The following is a 16521-nucleotide window of genomic DNA, read 5'->3' as shown; positions in this document are numbered from 1 at the left end:
GGTCGCCGGGCGGTACGGGAAATGCCGTGAGCGACAGCCCGGCGGTCCGCCTTCTGCTGGTCGAGGCGGAGGGTGTTGCGTCCCGGATCGAAGAGCAGTTGCGGGATTACGGCTACCGGGTCGAAGCCGTGGTCGCCAGCGGCGAGCAGGCCGTCGAGCAGGTGGAACACCTGCGCCCCGATCTCGTGCTGATGGACATCCAGCTTGCCGGGCCGATGGATGGCATCGACGCCGCCATCGCCATCCGCGAGCGTTACCGGATTCCCGTCGTCTTCCTGGCCGCCTATGCCGAGGACGACACCTTGCGGCGTGCTCTCGACAGCCGGCCCTTCGGCTACCTGATCAAGCCCTGCCAGGGGCGCGAACTGCACGCCACCATCCAGATGGCGCTGGCCCGCCGCGAGGACGAGGCTGCCATCGAACAGAGCGAGGAGCGCCTCAAGCTGGCGCTCGATGCCGCTTCGCTCGGCGTCCTCGAATGGCGTCCGGTCGCCGGCCGGCTGACTGGCGACAGTTTTCTCGGCATGCTGTTCGGCAATCGGCCGGTCCCGTTCGACGAGGACTGGGCGGCTTTCATCGAGCGCATCGATCCCGACGACCGCGAGCGCGTCAGCACGGCCCTACGGGGCAGGATGGTGGACAACGAGGCCATCTGCGTCGAATTCCAGACTCTCTCCGGCCAGGGGCCGCCGCGCTACATGGAGGCTTACGCCAAATCCTACGGTGACGGGGAAGCGGCCCGGCGCGTGGTCGGCATCGTCCGCGACATTACCCGGCGCCACCGCGACGAGGAGCAGCTGCGCCAGTCCAGCGCGGTCTTCCAGACTACCGCCGAAGCGATCGTCATCACCGATGCCGGCCGACGGGTGATCGCCGTCAACAAGGCTTTTTCGCGCATCACCGGCTTTGCCGAGGACGAAGCCATTGGCCAGGACCCGGACCGCTTGCTGCGCGTCAATCCCGGCCTGGAGCGCTACGTGCTGTTCCTCGAACTCGACACCGCCGGCTTCTGGCATGGCGAAGTGCGCTGCCATCGCAAGGACGGCAGCGATTTCCCGGCCTGGCAGAGCGTCAGCGTGGTACGCGATGGCAAAGGGGCGGTCAGCCATTTCGTCACCGCTTTTTCGGATGTCACGGCGATTTTCGACGCCCAGCGCCAGCTCAACTACCTGGCCCACCACGATCCGCTGACCGGCCTGCCCAACCGCCTGCTTTTCGACGACCGCCTCGAGAACGCCATGGAGCAGGCCCTGCGCAACGAGCAGCGTTGCCTGCTGCTGTTCCTCGATCTCGACGGCTTCAAGGTGATCAACGACACCCTCGGCCACGCCGTCGGTGACGAATTGCTGCGCGTCGTCGGCGACCGCCTGAAGGGCATCCTGCGCGCCAGCGACACGGTGGCCCGCCTGGGCGGCGACGAATTCGTCATCCTGACCGGCAGCATGAATTCGGATTACGCACCGCAACTGGCCAAAAAGATACTCGGCCTGCTCAGCCAGCCGATCCCGGTCGCCGGCGAACTGCTGTCGGTCACCGGCAGCCTGGGCATCGCCGTCTTTCCCGACAACGGCACGGACGGCCAGCAACTGATGCGGGCCGCCGACATGGCGATGTACACGGCCAAGGCCGAAGGGCGCAACCGCTACCATTTCTACGCCCACGACATGTCGGAGCGCGCCCACGAGCGGATGTCGATCGAGCAAGGGCTGCGCCGGGCCATCGCCAGCGGCAATCTGGACGTGCATTACCAGCCGCGCGTCGACCTGGCCGATAACAGCATCGTCGGGGTTGAGGCCCTGGTCCGCTGGCGCCATCCCGAACGCGGCCTGCTGCTGCCCACCGGCTTCATCGCCGTCGCCGAGGATTGTGGCGTCATCGAGGCACTCGGCCGCGGGGTCCTGCAGCGCGCCTGCCGGGAAATGCTGGAGCCGGTACGGGCAGCGCAGGCACGGGGCACGGACTTCCACGTCGCGGTCAATGTCTCGGCACGTCAGTTCCTGGGCGCCGATTTCGTCGCCGAGGTCAAGGCGACGCTCGACGAAACCGGCTTCCCGGCCACCGCGCTGGAGCTGGAAATCACCGAAAGCATGTTGCAACGCGCCGAACACAGCCTGAAGATCATCAACGGCCTGACCGCGCTCGGCGTCGCGGTCAGCATCGACGATTTCGGCACCGGCTACTCGTCGCTGAGCATGCTCAACGCGCTGCCCATCAACCGGGTCAAGATCGACCGCTCCTTCATCGTCGACCTGCCGGGCAGCAGCAACCAGCGCGCCATGGTCGAGGCCATCGTGACCCTGAGCCGGGCCATGCACATGCTGATCACCGCCGAAGGCATCGAGCGCCCGGAACAGGCTTCCGCGCTGCAGGCGCTGGGTTGCCAGGAGGGCCAGGGCTTCCTGTTCGGCAAGGCGATGCCCTTGGCCGAGCTTTCCGACCGCCTGACCTAGCCGGGCGCTTGCCTGCCGCCTGCGGGCGGTCCGTTTCATGGGCTGAACGGCGTTCTCGCCGGGCTATGTTGTCCAAGCCACAGACGGCGCCGGTTGCCCCTTCTAGACTGGTTTTTCGGGACTTGCCCGCATGAAGGTACTTTTTTTCGATCAAACTCAAGGAGATTCACATGCTCAATACCATCCAGCCTTTCGTCAATCTGGCCAATGCCAACCTGCAAGCGACTTCGCATTTCTTTCAGGCGCCGGAATTGAACGAGTTGAGCAAGTCCAATACGGACCGGTTCAACAAGGTGGCGGAGGACTCCTTCATGCAACTGACGGAATCCGACGCCCTGCGTCAGCTGTCGCGGGAGATGATCCAGAACTACTCGCGCTTCACCAACGAATGCATGCAGAGCTATTTTGCCCTGATGACCCAGGTGCCCAATTCCCTGGCCAACCAGGTGCAGGATTTCTCGCGCCAGATCGAGAAGGGCGTCAGCTCGGGCATTCGCCCGCTCGGGCGGAGCAGCGAAAACGTTAACGCCGAAGGCGAGGAAGGCGAAGGCAAAGGAAAGGCGAAGTCGGCGCGCGCCGCTTAACGCCATGCCATGCCGTCCCGCCAGGAATCCGCCGCCGCCGGTGGCGGCAACCGGACGCCCGATGCGCTAGTCAAGGCCGCGCAGAACGGCGTCACGCTGAGCGGGCACCTGTTCGATCTCGAAGCGCAGTTCACCAAGGTCGTCCTGCGCGAGACGCTGCAGCGCCAGCGTGAATTTGCCACGCTGGCCAATGCTTTTCTCCGGGTGTACGCCTGGCCATTCATGCTGCCCGTGCATACGCGCGAAGTGCAGGATATCGGTCGCCGCTCCGTCGAGTTGGCACTGTCCGCACAGACCGCCTTCGTCCAGTCGCTGGTCGGCAGTCTCGCGCCGCGCGGTGAACCGGCCGCTGAACGGACAAGCGGCAAGCCGGTTTCCGGGCGCCGCACCACAGCCGAGCGCCGGGTCAGCGCCCAGGTCATCAATTTCCCCGAACGGCGCGTCGTCAACGACTGAGCGGCTTGTTTCGGCCCGCGAGTGTATTTCAATTGCATCAATTCTCCCCGCCGTGCCGCGACGGCGGACGCGGGCGGCTGCGCTTGGCGCGGGCGGCCTGGACGATGCGACCGAAGGGGAAGGTGTTCATCAGGCGCAGGCCGGCCACCGACGACAGGCTGGCCACGGCGCGCCGGGTTTCGATGACGATTTCCTGCATCATCGCCCGTTCGTGGCCGTGGCCGGCCTCGTCCACCAGGGTCAGGCGGTGCAGGGCGTAGAGGCCGAGCAGCGGCGAGAGCAGGAAGAAGAAATCCCAGTGGCGCAGGCGCAGGGTGACGAATTCCGTGGCTTCCGGGCCGCTGGTCCAGCGCAGGATCAGCGACAGTTCGCGGGCGGCGAAGTCGTCGGCGAACAGGCCGCCGATGATGGGCGCGATCCCCGCCGCCACGGCATTGACGATGCTGCTGGCGGCCAGATAGGCGGTGCCCCGGCCGCGCGGCGCGAGCTTCAAGCCGATGTTGCCGCCGGCCAGCGTGACGCCGGCCACGGCGCAGCCCATCACCACGTGGAGCAGGACGAGCAGGGCCGTCGTGTAGGCATGCTTTTCCGGCAGCGAGACCAGGGTCCAGGCGAAAATGCAGAGCAAGAAGACCGGCGAGCACAGGGCGAGCACCGCCTTGTTGCTGTAGCGGTCGCTGAGTTCGCCCCATTTGCGCAGAGTGAGCATATTGGCGAACTGGCTGATCACCGTCATGATCAGCACGAAATTCATGTTGTAGCCGAGTTGGGCGATCAGGTAGACCGTGAAGAAGGGGGCTGCCAGGTTGGTGGTGAACTGCCAGGTGCCGAGAAACCAGATCAGGCGGCGGAAATTGGTGTCGTGGAAGGGTTCGGCCAGCATCCGGCCGAGGTGGATGGTGCGTTCGGGCGGCGCCATGCGCGGTTCCGGCACCTGCGTCAGATGCAGGATGCTGGCCGCCCCGGCCGCGCTGCCGAGCAGGAAGAGCACGGTATAGGCATGCACCGGCAGGCCGATATCTAACTGCGCCCAACTGTCGATAAAGATGCCGGCCGCGACGCCGGTGAGCAGCGTGAAGCTGGTGGCGTAGAACAGCCGGTTGGCGAAAAAGAGGCCGAGGCGGCGCTCGGGCACCAGGTCGTGCATCCAGGAATTCCAGCTGCAGCCGGCCATGGCGCCGAGCGCCGCGCTGGCGGCGACGCCGGCGACGAGCAGGCCACGCCCCAGTTCGGGCGCCTCTATCCAGGGCAGGAAGGCAAGGGGGATCAGGATCAGCCGGCCGAGCACGGAGCCGGCTACCGAAATCAGGCGCCGGGCGCGCAGGCGTTCGACCAGCAGGATGCTCGGCAACTGCGTCAACTGGGCGAAGAAGGGAATGGCGGCGAGGATGCCGATGACCAGGTTGGAAGCGCCCAGCGCCAGCGCATAGCCGACGAGCAGGACGCCGCCAGTCAGCGCGCCCATCGCCTGGGCATAGACGCCATCCCGTACGAGATGGCTCAGCGCGGCTTCCAGCTCGTTATCCGCAACCCGATCGACCGGCGGTAACCACATCGCGCTGGCCGCTCATCGACCGGAGCGCTGGCCGCTCAGCGCGGCTGCCTGACGTAACGCAGGTACGGCTTGGCGGCCGTCCACCCTTCCGGGAAACGCTCGCGGGCTTCTTCGTCCTTGAGCGCCGGACTGATGATCACGTCGTCGCCGGCATGCCAGTTGGCCGGCGTCGCCACTTTGTGCTTGTCGGTCAGCTCGATCGAGTCGAGGGCGCGCAGGATTTCGTCGAAATTGCGACCGGTGCTCATCGGATAAGTCAGCATCAGCTTGATCCGCTTGTCCGGGCCAATCACGAAGACCGAGCGTACCGTCGCGTTGTCGGCCGCCGTGCGCGTGCCCGCCTCACCTGCGGTGCCGGCCGGCAGCATGTCGTAGAGCTTGGCTACCTTCAGGTCGACATCGCCGATCAGCGGGTAATTGAGCGCGGCGCCCTGGGTTTCCTCGATGTCCTTTGACCAGCGCCAGTGGTCACTGACCGAATCGATACTGAGCCCGATCACCTTGCAGTTGCGCGCGGCGAAGTCCGGCATCATCTTGGCGAGACAGCCCAGTTCGGTGGTGCACACCGGCGTGAAATCCTTGGGGTGCGAGAACAGCATCGCCCATCCATCGCCGATCCAGTCGTGGAAAGAGATGATGCCTTCCGTCGTTTCGGCAACGAAGTCCGGTGCCACGTCGTTGATATGGAGTGCCATCTGTTTCTCCTCAATGTTTCGGCCGGTGCCAGGCTGAACTGTAGAACCCGTAACCGTCATCCGGCACCGTGTCCTCGCGGGCCTTTTCCTCGGCCGTCAGATCGATCTGCTTGTCCCACCAGATCCGGAATCCGACCTTCTGGTCGCGCACCACTTCCGGATGGTCCTTGAGAAAGTCGTCGATGAAATGGGTGAATTCCGAGACGTAGCCGCGATCCACTTCCCCGGCTGGCGCATCGCGGTGGCGCCATCTTGCGAAAAGCCGATGCATGGCCGACATGGCTGCCCTTTCATATCCATCAATTACTTTCGAGTGGCGCTGGAGCGAGCCGGTTCCGGGAAAACGATAAGCCGAATAGCAGATGGGACGGATCGTCCAGTCGCCGCTGGAGCCGCAACACAATAAGGCGGATACCCGTCGTCGCCATGAAATACCGGTCCGCTCGCGGGACGTCCGGGCCGTCGCCGAAGCAGCCGGAACGCCCGTGGCGCCGAGCCAAACAAGAGGAGACTTCAACGTGCGCCTTGTCCAGCTCCTGTCGGTGATTCTGGTCATATTCGTCGCCATCGTGCTGGCCGGCGAACCGCCCGGCCGCTGGTGGACGCGCGACCTGGCGGTCTATCACATCAGTCTCGGCCTGAGCGCTGCCCTGCTCGGCGCCCTGCTGCTCACCCGACAGCCGTGGCGCCACTGGCTGGCCGGCATGTGGGAATTCCTGCGCGGCGAGCGACATCTTCCCCCGGCCCCGGCAGTGCCGGAGCCGTCGCCGCCGCCCACCGAGCGCAAGCCGCCGGCTTCAGAGTTCCGCCCGGTCGCCCGTGACCTGCAGCGCCTGCTACGCGACCTGGAGGGCGAGCGCCGGGCGCGCGACGAAAGCCAGGTGACGTGGACGCCGGATGCTCTGCGCGCCATCCTGCACGGCGATCTGCGCGGCGAGGACGTGATCGTCGTCTCCAACCGCGAACCCTATATCCACCAGTACCGCCGGGCCGATGGAGGGATCGAGGTACAGCGCCCGGCGAGCGGCCTGGTCACCGCCCTCGAACCGGTAATGCGTGCCTGTTCCGGCGTCTGGATCGCCACCGGCAGCGGTAGCGCCGACCGCGCAGTGGTAGATGCCAACGACCGCGTGGCGGTGCCGCCCGAACGCCCGAGCTACCAGTTGCGCCGGATCTGGCTGTCGCCCGAAGAAGAAGCCGGCTACTACTACGGCTTCGCCAACGAGGGGCTGTGGCCGCTGTGCCACATCGCCCATGTTCGCCCGACTTTTCGTTCCGGCGACTGGGCGCATTACCTGGCGGCCAACCGCCGTTTCGCCGAGGCGGTGGTCCGCGAGGCGAAAACCGACGATCCCATTGTGCTGGTCCAGGACTACCATTTCGCGCTGCTGCCGCGGATGATCCACGAAAGCCTGCCGGATGCGACGGTGATCACCTTCTGGCACATCCCGTGGCCCAATCCCGAATCCTTCGCCATCTGCCCGTGGGCCCTGGAAATACTCAACGGCCTGTTGGGCAGCAACATCCTCGGCTTCCACACCCAGTTCCACTGCAACAATTTCGTCGATACCGTCGACCGCCTGATCGAGGCCCGCGTGGACCGCGAAACCTTCACCGTCAGCCAGGGCGGCAAGCTGACCGCGGTGCGCCGTTACCCGATTTCCATCGCCTGGCCGCCGGTCGAGGACATGGTCGGCAAGCCGGTCGCCGATTGCCGGCACGACGTCCGCGCCGGTAACGGGCTGCCGCCCGGCCAGCTGATCGGCATCGGCGTCGACCGGCTCGACTACACCAAGGGCATCATCGAACGCTTTCTCGCTGTCGAGCGGCTGTTCGAATTGAATCCGCAGCGCATCGGGCAATTCACCTTTATCCAGATCGCGGCGCCCAGCCGGTCGAGCATCGACGAATACCGCCACCATGAGGAGGCGGTAAATGCCTTGGCCGCCCGTATCAACGCCCGCTTTTCCGGTCCGGCCCCGGCCATCCTGCTCAAGGTCGAGCATCACGAGGCGGCCCGGGTTTACGAATACTACCGGGCGGCCGAGGTCTGCTTCGTCGGCAGCCTGCACGACGGGATGAATCTGGTTGCCAAGGAATTCGTCGCCGCTCGCGACGACGAGCGCGGCGTTCTCGTCCTGTCGCAATTCACCGGCGCGGCGCGGGAGCTGCCCGAGGCTCTGGTCGTCAATCCCTACGACGTGGACCAGTGCGCCGCCGCCCTCGAACTGGCGCTCGCCATGCCGCCCGAGGAACAGGGCGACCGCATGCGCCTGATGCGCCGGCTGATTTCCGAATTCAACGTCTACCGTTGGGCCGGGCGCATGCTGCTCGACGCCGCGCTGATGCGCCGGCGCAGCAAGCTGCCCGACAACCCGGTAATCACTGGCCCGGCCGGCAACGGCTCGGCGGCGACATGAACCAGCAACTTGCCGTGCCGCCGCCCGCCCGCCGGGAATGGGCCTACTTTCTCGATTTCGACGGCACCCTGCTCGAACTGGCGCCGACGCCGGACGCCATCGTCGTCGATGCGGCGCTGCCCATCCTGCTCGACGATCTGCGCGCCGCCTGCGGCGGCGCGGTGGCGCTGGTCAGCGGCCGGGCCCTGGATGATCTCGAACGCCGCCTCGCCCTGCCGGCACTGATCAAGGCTGGCCAGCACGGCCTGGAACGGCGCGATGCAGCCGGGCAACTGCACCGCCATGCCACGCCGCAACTGGCCAAGCAGGCCATCCGCGTGGCGCTGCTGCCCTTCATCGCGGCGCATCCCGCGCTGCTGCTCGAAGACAAGGGCCTGACCCTGGCCCTGCATTACCGGCAGGCGCCCGAGTTGGCGACCGAAGCCCACAGCCTGCTGCTGCAACTGGTCGATGAGGCCGATCACGGCCTCATGGTGCAACAGGGGAAAAGCGTGCTGGAAGTCCGGCCGGCCGGCATCGACAAGGGCACGACGCTGGTCGATTACCTCGACGAGCCACCCTTCCGGGGCCGGCGGCCGGTCTTCGTCGGGGACGACCGCAGCGACGAGCACGCCTTCCAGCTGGTCAACGACCGCGGCGGCATTTCGGTGGGTGTCGGCGCCGGCACGCTCAACGCCCGCTACCGGCTGCCTGGCGTACGGGCCGTGCGCGCCTGGCTGGCCGGCCTGACCAGCCGGCGTGCGTGAAGGTCGCCAGCCATGGCCGGTGACCTGTCCGCGGGCAACGCGCCGTGCGCTGCATCACATCTTCGGCTGCGTGCCCTTGCGGAATTCGCTGACGGTGATCCGCCCGTCGCGGTCGGTATCCATTTCCGAAAAGCGGGCGGTGACTTCAGCCGAGCGTTTGGCTTCGTCGCGGCTCACGTAGCCGTCCTTGTTGGCATCCAGCTCCTTGAACATCGGCGGGATTGCGTCGTCCCCTCCGGTGGCGGTGCTCGACGCTCCGGGCGTGCTGCCGCCCGGCGGCGTCGCGTCGGCGGCCATCGCGGCCAGCGGCAGGGCGCCGAGAAACAGCAGAGTGGCCAGGCTGGTTTTGCAGTTCATGGTGGTTCTCCTTTGCAGGCTTCCGGCAGACCCGCCGGGAATTTTCATTCTATGGACCGGGCCGCGGACCGGCTGTCGGAGCGAGCCGAATCTGCCGTAGGACCTGTCCTGCTTGCCGGGCGCCGTGCTGTTGGCGGCGGGAGGAAGCATGCCCCCGCCGCGGCCTAGCGGGCGCCTGGCCCGCAACTGGCACCATCTGCTGCTCGCGCTGGGTTGCGCCTTCGTGTTGCTGCTGCTCGGCTCGAGCCACTGGCAGGGCACCGCCAGCCTGCGGGCGCTGGGTGACTTGCGCCAGCAGGCGGCCCGCGTCGAGCATCTCGACAGCCTGCTGATCCAGCTCATGGATGCCGAAAGCGCCGTGCGTGGCTATCTATTGAGCGGCAACCGCACCCATCTCGAGCCTTACCGGAAGATCCTCGCCACCGTGCACCAGACGCTGGACGACATCCACCGCGATCTCGAAGGCGATCCGGCCAACGACGAGGCGCTGGCCGATCTGACCGGCCTCGTCGTGATCAAGCTGCGCAGCCTCGACACCGCCGTCGACCGCGGCATCGCCGGCGAGGAAACCCGCATCCAGGGCAAGCGTTACACCGACCGCATCCGTGAGCGCATCTACGGACTCAAGGCGATGCTGGCTGACGAAGCCGGGGTTTCCTTCGAGCGTTCGACGCGCCACGTCGAGCGCACACGCTGGGTGGTGTTGACGCTGGCGACCGGCGTCCTGGTGCTGATGGCCGTGGTGTTCTTCTTCGTCGAACGCCAGTTCAAGTTGCGCGGCGAGATCGCCAGCTTGCTGCGCACCGAGAACCAGCGCCTCGATGCGCTGGTCCAGGAGCGCACGGCCGAACTGAGCGACCTGGCGAGCTACCTGACCAATGCCCGCGAGGCCGAGAAGCAACGCCTGGCGCGCGAGTTGCACGACGAACTGGGCGCCCTGCTGACGGCAGCCAAGATGGAGTCGGGATGGCTGATCCGCAAGATAGCCGAGGTCGAGGGCGTGCCGCTGCACGAGCACCTGGCGCGGCTGGAAGGCATACTCGACCGCGGCATCGCGCTCAAGCGACGCATCATCGACGGCCTGCGCCCGCCGCTGCTCGAAGCCCTCGGCCTGGTCAGCACGCTGCGCCTGCTCGGCGAGGAATTCGCCGAAGGAGGCAGCGAAAAATTCACCCTCGATCTGCCGGAAGACAACGTGGCGCTGCCCCCGGCGACGGCGCTGGCCCTCTACCGCATCGCCCAGGAGGCGCTGACCAATATCCGCAAGCATGCCGCGGCCCGCCAGGTGCATCTGTCGCTGCACATCGCCGCCGGGCAGCTCGAACTGGTCGTCACCGACGACGGCGCCGGCTTCCGCACCGGTTGGGTGCGCGGTCGGCAGCACGGGCTGATCGGCATGAAACACCGCGTCCAGATGTGCGCCGGCGATTTTTCGGTGACCAGCCAGCCCGGCCAGGGGACCCGCATCGTCGCCCACATCCCGTTGCCGCCGGCCGTCGAGAACAGCGTTCAGCCCGATGCGGCGGCGCGCACGTAGGCGACCAGTTCGGCCAGCTGGGTCGCCTTGTCGAAAAAGCGATCGACGTCGAGGGCGAAACAGCGTTCGCGGACCAGCGGCTGGCCGTGGTTGGAGAAGATCACGGCGCGCGGCCAGCCGAAGCGTTCCGGGGTCCGCGCCAGGGCATGCAGCACGCCGAGGCCGCTGCCGCTGCGCAACTCGAGGTCGACGATGGCCAGGTCGGGCTGCTGGTGCTGCAGCAGCTCCAGCGCCGAATGTTCGTCGGCGGCGCCGCCCACCACTTGGACGCCGGCCAGTTCGCCCAGCACGTCGCCCAGCGTCTGGCGGACGAGCGGAGAATCCTCGATGAGGACGACCTTGAGCGGCGGGCGGCCGGCTTTGCCCATGCCTGGCCTCATTCGACCAGCAGGCCGTTGCGCAGCGCGTAGGCGGCCAGTTCGGCGTTGCTCTCGACGCCGAGCTTTTCGAGCAGGCGGGAGCGATAGGTGCTGACGGTCTTGACGCTGAGGTGCAGGACAGTGCCGATTTTCGACACCGACTGTCCCTGGGCGAGGCGCAGGAAGACCTGCAGTTCGCGCTCGGACAGCTGCTGGTGCGGCGCTTCGGCGACCGTGCCGGCGACCCGGCCGGCCAGCAGTTCAGCGACATACGGCGACAGGTAGCGGCGCCCCTGGGCTACGGTACGCACCGCCTGCAGCAGTTCCGCCTGGCCGCATTCCTTGCTCAGGTAGCCGTCGGCCCCGTGGCGGATCATGGTCAGCGCGTAGCGTTCCTCGGGATAGCCGGTGAGCACCAGCACGCGCAGATCGACATGGTGCTGGCGCAGGGTGCGCAGCACATCGACCCCGCTCTGCCCGGGCAGGGCCAGGTCGAGCAGCAGCACGTCGCAGGCGCTGCCCGGCAGGCGGGCCAGCGCCTCCTCGCCGGACGCCGCTTCGAAGGCGATGGCGATCCCCGATTCGTCGGCCAGCATTTCGCGGAAACCGGCCCGCACGATTTCGTGGTCATCGACGATGGCGACGCGCAGCACCGGGCTTCCTTACCTATCCAGGCCGATTGCCGTGGCGCCGTTCAGGGCGGCGGCTCGCCGGCGATGGCGGCACGCGTCGCTTCGTACAGGCCCTGGCGCGGCCCGCCCAGGCCGACGGCCCGTTCCGCCGCGGCCTGCGCCTCGGCCGGGCGACCGGCTTCGTGCAGGGTCTGGGCCAGGTTGTTCCAGGCGTCGCCGGCCTCCGGGTGCTCGTGGATGGCCTGGCGATAGGCAGCCTCGGCGGCGGCCAGGTCGTGGCGCCCGTAGGCGGCGTTGCCGAGGGCCAGGCGCACCGCCAGATTGCCCGGCCAGCGTGCGAGGGCGGCCGTGTAGGCGGGCAGCGCCGCCGGCGCGGCCACTTTTTCGAGCGCCGCGGCGGCCGCGACCAGGCGTTCCGGCGTGGCGCCGGCCGGCAAATCCTGCGGCTGCAGGGCGACAAAGGCCCAGCGCCCGGATTTCGCCCAGCTCCGGTCGAAGCGGTCGATGCTAGTCACCTGCCGGGCCGTCGTTCCCGAGCGCAGGATGATCTGGCCTTGCGGCAGGTCGTAGCCGACCACCACGGCGTAATGCCAGCGCGTCACCAGCCATCCGGTGTCCTGCAACACCAGTACCGGATGGCCGGCCGCCAGTTCGGCGAAGAGGGCTGCCGGCGCCGGGTCGAGGACGTAGGGCAGCAGCCCCGAACGGCGCGTGGCGGCGAGCAGTTCGGCCTGCAGGCTGCCCTGGCGTCCGGGCAGGAAGACCGCGCCGCGCAGGTCGTCCGGCCGGCGGTCGACGCCGGCAGCGCCAAGCACCGTGGCCAGGGCGGCGGGCCCGCACTGGTAGGCGGCCTGCGGGTGGAAAGGGACGTTGGCCAGTTCGACGAACGGCGGCCGCGCATCGTCCGGACCGCTGTCGGCGATCGGCAGGATGATGCCGCAGGCGGCCAGCAGCAGGCAGCCGGCGGCAAGCCAGAAACGGCCGTAACGAGCCACGGGCTAGATGATGGCGATGAGCAGGATGGCGAGCAGGACAATGACGATGATTTCGGTGGTCGTGAAATCGCCGCCGGCCGGCAGGCTGTCGATGCTCTTCGCCAGCACGTGGATTTCCTCGGCATCCATCGCGTCGACCCGGTCGGCGACGCTGAGGCTATCGACCCCCATGGCCTTCAGTTTCTCGGTAACCGTGGCACGTTCGAGGAAGGTCTTGACCTTGGCGCGTTCGGCGTCGACCGGCGCGGGAGCCGCCAGTTGGTCGGTGGCAACGATATCCGCCCGGGCCGGCGGCAGCATGGTCAAGGCAGCCAGGGCGACGATCAGCCACCGGCGGGAAACACGAGTGTTCATGGCGGGACCTCCTACAGCGGGATGGGCGGCCGGCAAGGCGGCCGGCGGACCGTCGCGTTGCGACGGAATGTCGCAGCACCGATCCAAGCCGATTAGAGCGCCGAACTTGGAGAAAACCGGCGGCGGAGTGGCCGGGCCGATCAGCGCAGGTGGGCTCCTACGCACGAATCGGCCGGCGCCGACAGCCCGGGCCGGGCCGGGCGGCTAGGATGAAACCGATTGCGAGGGCCGTGCAGCCGCGTGGACGCCCACCGGCAGCGGCTCTCCCTCCCATTTGCCAAGGAATACCGATGATCCGCAAGTACCTTGCCTGGTTGCTGCCGCTGTTTCTGCTGCTGCCGGGCTTCGCCCCGGCCCAGGAAAGCCCCGATGCGCTGATCCGCAATGTGACCGAGGAAGTGCTGTCCATCCTGCGCCAGGACAAGGCGATCCGCTCCGGCGACCGGCAGCGGGCCGAGGCGCTGATCGAGCAGAAGGTGGCGCCGCACTTCGATTTCACGCGCATGACCAGCCTCGCCGTCGGCCGTGCCTGGCGACAGGCCGACGAGGCCCAGCGCAAGGCGCTGACCGATGAGTTCCGGGCGCTGCTGGTCCGCACCTACGCCAATACGCTGACCACCTATCGCGACCAGACGGTCAGTTTCAAGCCCTTGTCCCCGGCGCCTGCCGGCGACGAGGTCACCGTGCATTCGCAGATCAACAAGCCGGGCGGCCAGCCGATTCCGCTCGATTACAGCCTGGCGCGTTCGCCCGACGGCTGGAAAGTGTTCGACGTCGTCGTCGCCAACGTCAGTTTGGTGACCAACTACCGCAACAGCTTCGCCAACGAAGTGAACAAGGGAGGTATCGCCGGCTTGCTCAAGGCCTTGCAGGAGCAGAACCGGCGCCGCGACAGCACGCCGCCGGCGGCGGTCTGAGCAGTCGTTCTTGAATCACCCATAGCCAAGGAGTATCCACCATGATGCGAAACCAAATCCTCACCGCCATCGCTTCCATCGCCCTCATCGTGCCCCTGCTGCAGGCCTGCGAACGCAGCGACCGCTCGCCGAGCGCTTCGGTGCCGGGCAGCGAACGACAGGCCCGCACCCCCTCCGCCCAGGACCGCATGCTGGAAAGCGCGCCGCCCGCGGCCGGCCTCCCGTCCACGCCCACTTCGCCGTCGGCGCCCGGTTCCAGCAGCTCTCCGTCCGGCTCTTCTTCCAGCGATACTTCGGGGTCGCCGTCGTCGTCGACAGGCTCCGGTTCGACATCGGGATCACCGTCCGGCAGTTCGGGCAGTTCGTCCAATCAGTGAGGCGATACCCGCCGGGTCGGGTCGGAGGGAGGGCCTTGCCGGCGGCGCAGACGGCCGGTCAGGGCCACGACGCCAAAAAGCAGGCCGGCCAGCCAGCAGGCAGTTTGTATCGGCTGCAGCGTAGCCGCCAGCGCCGCGGCGCCCGGCAGGCCCGTGCTCGGCGCCAGTTCTGCGGTCAGCCACAGGAAGAAGGCGATGCAGGCGGCGAAGGCCGCCCATTGGCCGAACAGCCGGGCGCGTTCTTCTCCTTCGTTGCGCGGTTTGTGCCAGGGCAGGCCGGCGGCCAGGGCGATGCCGAGGCGCTTGCTGCCGCCCCACAGCAGGCCGGCGAACATGCCGAGCCAGAATGCGAGTTCAATCGCCACCGGCCACAGATCGGCCATCGGATGGTCACCCAGTTTGGCGTAGAGCAGCGCGACCAGCAGGCCGGCCAGCACGGCACCGGCGGTGCCGGCCTTGAATGAGGTGAACAACTCCTGAACCCAGAAGCGCAGTTCGCTTTCGGCATCGTCGTTGATCGGCCAGCGCCCGAGATCGAGATTCATGGCAGCCTCCGGTTCGGAATGATGAATCGGGTGAAACGAATTCCCGCGCTCCGCCGCCTTTCGCCGAACGCAGTCCTCAGCGTCGGGCCTCGGGCTCCGGCTGCCCCAAGGTCTGCATCTGATCGAGCAGCGCCTTTTTCTGATTGGCCAGTTCGAGATAGCGCGTGTAGGCGCGGCTGATTTCCTTGTCGTAGCGTTGCAGGCGATCCTGGCGTGCCTGCTGCAGGCGGACGTTCTCGTCGTAGTCGAGTGCCCGGCTGTCGTCGCCGAGCGCCGAGTAGCGGCGGGTGCCGGTGCCCGGTGGCGGCGGAGGTTCCAGCTCGTTGCGGCGCAGTTCCTGGGTCATCTGGAATTGCTGGAAGACCGCCTGCTGTTCCTGCTGTACCCGGTTGTAGGCGGCTTCCAGCTGGTCCAGGCGATTGTCTTCCGTTTCGGCGGCCGCCCAGCCGCAGCTCAATAGCGCGAAGATCAGAAACAGGATTTTCATGGCGGCCTCCCTGAGTCGGCAATGGAGCGATCATCGCGGCGGCCTGTTAAGGGGGACGCTGGGTACGTCGATCCCATTCGGCGCATGGCTGCCGGCCGGCAGGCGGGCCAAGGCCAGTCCGCCGGGTGGCGTGGCGGCCTGTTTGCGGCCTTCGGCGGGCGATCCAGGAGATGCCGGGAGCGGCGACTCGTCAGTGCGTGCCTCGGCCATCAGGTCGGCCGCGGACTTCCGGAAACGCTTGGCCCAGCTGCCGTCGTCGGCCAGGGGCCGGGTGTTTTGCAGGCTGCGGGCGACGTCGCGCAACGGATAGCCGGATGCCGTGAGCAGGCGCCGGGCGATGGTATCGGCCTCGCGCCCCTGCACCGTCTGCTTGCTGCCGGCGGCCAGGGCCGAGCCGGCGGTCGAGATCGCGGTCTTGATCAGGCCGCTGCCGGGAATGGCGATATTGATGACGAGCGAAGCGAGCAGGCTGAACACCGACCTCTCCTCCGGATGGCGGGCAATGACGTGGCCCATCTCACGGGCGATCACGAAGGCAACCCAGGCATCGTCGGGCGCCTCGGCAGCCAGCCCCGAATTGAGCGCAATCCGGCCGTTGGCGGTGGCGCTGCTGCCCGGTCCGTCGGCATCGACTACCTGGATGTCGAAACGGCCGGCGGCCACGTTCGGAATCCGCTGTTCGAGATCGGGATAGAGCCGCTGCGCGCCTTCCTGCAAGCGGCTGCCGACCCGTCTGACCTGCCCGGTGAACCGTTCGCCGTCGACCGGACCCGTCGTACATTCGTCAGCGTCCCCGGTGCACACAAGGTTGCGCCAGGACATAGTGTTGAGAGTGAAAGTCGCATCGGCGTAGGCCGACGCGATGGGCATGTCGATCAACTGTTTGGGCGTCGCCGGCGGATCGACGGCGCAGCCTGCCGCTCCAAGACAGCCTGCCATGACGTACAACGCGGGAGTGTCCACCAGCCTCATGCGCGAGCCCTTTGCTATCCCTTTCCGCCCTGTCGATTTGACTTCCGGACGGACCCCGAGTTCGCCGCCGATCGGCGCAGGGC

At 67.3% G+C, this 16521-nt stretch carries 19 protein-coding genes; 8 read left to right on the top strand and 11 right to left on the bottom strand.

Features of this window, described 5'->3' with window-relative positions:
- The first annotated feature begins 26 nt into the window (after positions 1–26).
- The 3 genes from LZ012_RS17020 (at position 27) to LZ012_RS17010 (ending at position 3490) form a co-directional block, all read left to right on the top strand.
- The gene (locus tag LZ012_RS17020; RefSeq protein ID WP_275712095.1) at positions 27–2450 is read left to right on the top strand and encodes a two-component system response regulator; all 2424 of its coding nucleotides are present in this window, start codon (positions 27–29) and stop codon (positions 2448–2450) included.
- Positions 2451–2620: 170 nt separating this feature from the next.
- Positions 2621–3034, top strand: coding sequence for a hypothetical protein (locus LZ012_RS17015; RefSeq protein WP_275712094.1), 414 nt, complete (start codon positions 2621–2623; stop codon positions 3032–3034).
- Positions 3035–3043: 9 nt separating this feature from the next.
- Entirely contained in the window at positions 3044–3490 is a 447-nt protein-coding gene (locus tag LZ012_RS17010) for a hypothetical protein (RefSeq protein WP_275712093.1), read from the top strand.
- Between the two features lie 37 nt (positions 3491–3527).
- Here the strand turns inward: LZ012_RS17010 and LZ012_RS17005 are convergent, their stop codons facing one another.
- From LZ012_RS17005 to LZ012_RS16995, 3 genes are read right to left on the bottom strand one after another with little or no spacing between them, the layout of a single operon-like run.
- Positions 3528–5045 (bottom strand): MFS transporter, encoded by a 1518-nt coding sequence (locus LZ012_RS17005; RefSeq protein ID WP_275712092.1) that lies wholly within the window; start codon positions 5043–5045, stop codon positions 3528–3530.
- A 35-nt stretch (positions 5046–5080) separates the two neighbouring features.
- Positions 5081–5740 (bottom strand): peroxiredoxin, encoded by a 660-nt coding sequence (locus tag LZ012_RS17000; RefSeq protein ID WP_275712091.1) that lies wholly within the window; start codon positions 5738–5740, stop codon positions 5081–5083.
- 10 nt (positions 5741–5750) lie between these two features.
- A complete protein-coding gene (locus LZ012_RS16995) occupies positions 5751–6296 on the bottom strand; it encodes a DUF3460 family protein (protein ID WP_275712090.1) in 546 nt (181 codons plus the stop codon).
- Between LZ012_RS16995 and LZ012_RS16990 the strand changes: the two genes are divergently transcribed.
- Positions 6259–8160: an alpha,alpha-trehalose-phosphate synthase (UDP-forming) gene (locus LZ012_RS16990; RefSeq protein WP_275712089.1), complete on the top strand. Its 1902-nt coding sequence runs from the start codon at positions 6259–6261 to the stop codon at positions 8158–8160. The two genes, LZ012_RS16995 and LZ012_RS16990, sit on opposite strands and share 38 nt — an antisense overlap.
- Positions 8157–8906, top strand: a complete 750-nt coding sequence (gene otsB, locus LZ012_RS16985) for a trehalose-phosphatase (RefSeq protein ID WP_275712088.1) — start codon at positions 8157–8159, stop codon at positions 8904–8906. Before LZ012_RS16990 ends, otsB begins: the two co-directional genes overlap by 4 nt.
- 54 nt (positions 8907–8960) lie before the next feature.
- Here the strand turns inward: otsB and LZ012_RS16980 are convergent, their stop codons facing one another.
- A complete protein-coding gene (locus LZ012_RS16980) occupies positions 8961–9263 on the bottom strand; it encodes an EF-hand domain-containing protein (protein WP_275712087.1) in 303 nt (100 codons plus the stop codon).
- 148 nt (positions 9264–9411) lie between these two features.
- On the opposite strand from LZ012_RS16980, the gene LZ012_RS16975 reads away from it, so the two are divergent.
- Positions 9412–10800 (top strand): CHASE3 domain-containing protein, encoded by a 1389-nt coding sequence (locus LZ012_RS16975; protein ID WP_275712086.1) that lies wholly within the window; start codon positions 9412–9414, stop codon positions 10798–10800.
- Here LZ012_RS16975 and LZ012_RS16970 read toward each other — a convergent pair.
- From LZ012_RS16970 to LZ012_RS16955, 4 genes are read right to left on the bottom strand one after another with little or no spacing between them, the layout of a single operon-like run.
- Positions 10773–11168, bottom strand: a complete 396-nt coding sequence (locus tag LZ012_RS16970) for a response regulator (protein WP_275712085.1) — start codon at positions 11166–11168, stop codon at positions 10773–10775. The genes LZ012_RS16975 and LZ012_RS16970 overlap by 28 nt on opposite strands.
- An 8-nt stretch (positions 11169–11176) precedes the next feature.
- Positions 11177–11812, bottom strand: coding sequence for a response regulator (locus LZ012_RS16965; RefSeq protein WP_275712084.1), 636 nt, complete (start codon positions 11810–11812; stop codon positions 11177–11179).
- A gap of 41 nt (positions 11813–11853) precedes the next feature.
- A complete protein-coding gene (locus LZ012_RS16960) occupies positions 11854–12786 on the bottom strand; it encodes a PA2778 family cysteine peptidase (RefSeq protein WP_275712083.1) in 933 nt (310 codons plus the stop codon).
- A 3-nt stretch (positions 12787–12789) separates the two neighbouring features.
- Positions 12790–13140 carry a PA2779 family protein gene (locus LZ012_RS16955; protein WP_275712082.1) on the bottom strand — a complete coding sequence of 117 codons (351 nt, stop codon included), beginning with the start codon at positions 13138–13140 and terminating at the stop codon, positions 12790–12792.
- Between the two features lie 290 nt (positions 13141–13430).
- Between LZ012_RS16955 and LZ012_RS16950 the strand changes: the two genes are divergently transcribed.
- Both LZ012_RS16950 and LZ012_RS16945 read left to right on the top strand, forming a co-directional pair.
- Positions 13431–14057: an MlaC/ttg2D family ABC transporter substrate-binding protein gene (locus LZ012_RS16950; RefSeq protein ID WP_275712081.1), complete on the top strand. Its 627-nt coding sequence runs from the start codon at positions 13431–13433 to the stop codon at positions 14055–14057.
- A gap of 41 nt (positions 14058–14098) precedes the next feature.
- A complete protein-coding gene (locus LZ012_RS16945) occupies positions 14099–14434 on the top strand; it encodes a hypothetical protein (protein ID WP_275712080.1) in 336 nt (111 codons plus the stop codon).
- On the opposite strand, the gene LZ012_RS16940 is transcribed toward LZ012_RS16945, so the two are convergent.
- From LZ012_RS16940 to LZ012_RS16930, 3 genes are all read right to left on the bottom strand, one after another.
- Positions 14428–14979 carry a hypothetical protein gene (locus LZ012_RS16940; protein WP_275712079.1) on the bottom strand — a complete coding sequence of 184 codons (552 nt, stop codon included), beginning with the start codon at positions 14977–14979 and terminating at the stop codon, positions 14428–14430. The genes LZ012_RS16945 and LZ012_RS16940 overlap by 7 nt on opposite strands.
- A 76-nt stretch (positions 14980–15055) precedes the next feature.
- A complete protein-coding gene (locus tag LZ012_RS16935; protein WP_275712078.1) occupies positions 15056–15466 on the bottom strand; it encodes a hypothetical protein in 411 nt (136 codons plus the stop codon).
- 30 nt (positions 15467–15496) lie between these two features.
- Positions 15497–16405 carry a M48 family metalloprotease gene (locus LZ012_RS16930; protein ID WP_275712077.1) on the bottom strand — a complete coding sequence of 303 codons (909 nt, stop codon included), beginning with the start codon at positions 16403–16405 and terminating at the stop codon, positions 15497–15499.
- Positions 16406–16521: the final 116 nt, after the last annotated feature.

This window comes from Dechloromonas hankyongensis (assembly GCF_022012295.1).
GTDB lineage: Bacteria > Pseudomonadota > Gammaproteobacteria > Burkholderiales > Rhodocyclaceae > Azonexus > Azonexus hankyongensis.
This window is presented reverse-complemented; position numbering and strand designations above follow the sequence as displayed.

Coding starts and splice junctions, on each gene's coding strand:
- LZ012_RS17015 (WP_275712094.1), top strand. CDS start 2,621: ATGCTCAATACCATCCAGCCTTTCGTCAATCTGGCCAATGCCAACCTG.
- LZ012_RS17010 (WP_275712093.1), top strand. CDS start 3,044: ATGCCGTCCCGCCAGGAATCCGCCGCCGCCGGTGGCGGCAACCGGACG.
- LZ012_RS17005 (WP_275712092.1), bottom strand. CDS start 5,045: ATGTGGTTACCGCCGGTCGATCGGGTTGCGGATAACGAGCTGGAAGCC.
- LZ012_RS17000 (WP_275712091.1), bottom strand. CDS start 5,740: ATGGCACTCCATATCAACGACGTGGCACCGGACTTCGTTGCCGAAACG.
- LZ012_RS16995 (WP_275712090.1), bottom strand. CDS start 6,296: ATGACCAGAATCACCGACAGGAGCTGGACAAGGCGCACGTTGAAGTCT.
- otsB (WP_275712088.1), top strand. CDS start 8,157: ATGAACCAGCAACTTGCCGTGCCGCCGCCCGCCCGCCGGGAATGGGCC.
- LZ012_RS16980 (WP_275712087.1), bottom strand. CDS start 9,263: ATGAACTGCAAAACCAGCCTGGCCACTCTGCTGTTTCTCGGCGCCCTG.
- LZ012_RS16975 (WP_275712086.1), top strand. CDS start 9,412: ATGCCCCCGCCGCGGCCTAGCGGGCGCCTGGCCCGCAACTGGCACCAT.
- LZ012_RS16970 (WP_275712085.1), bottom strand. CDS start 11,168: ATGGGCAAAGCCGGCCGCCCGCCGCTCAAGGTCGTCCTCATCGAGGAT.
- LZ012_RS16955 (WP_275712082.1), bottom strand. CDS start 13,140: ATGAACACTCGTGTTTCCCGCCGGTGGCTGATCGTCGCCCTGGCTGCC.
- LZ012_RS16950 (WP_275712081.1), top strand. CDS start 13,431: ATGATCCGCAAGTACCTTGCCTGGTTGCTGCCGCTGTTTCTGCTGCTG.
- LZ012_RS16945 (WP_275712080.1), top strand. CDS start 14,099: ATGATGCGAAACCAAATCCTCACCGCCATCGCTTCCATCGCCCTCATC.
- LZ012_RS16940 (WP_275712079.1), bottom strand. CDS start 14,979: ATGAATCTCGATCTCGGGCGCTGGCCGATCAACGACGATGCCGAAAGC.
- LZ012_RS16935 (WP_275712078.1), bottom strand. CDS start 15,466: ATGAAAATCCTGTTTCTGATCTTCGCGCTATTGAGCTGCGGCTGGGCG.
- LZ012_RS16930 (WP_275712077.1), bottom strand. CDS start 16,405: ATGGCAGGCTGTCTTGGAGCGGCAGGCTGCGCCGTCGATCCGCCGGCG.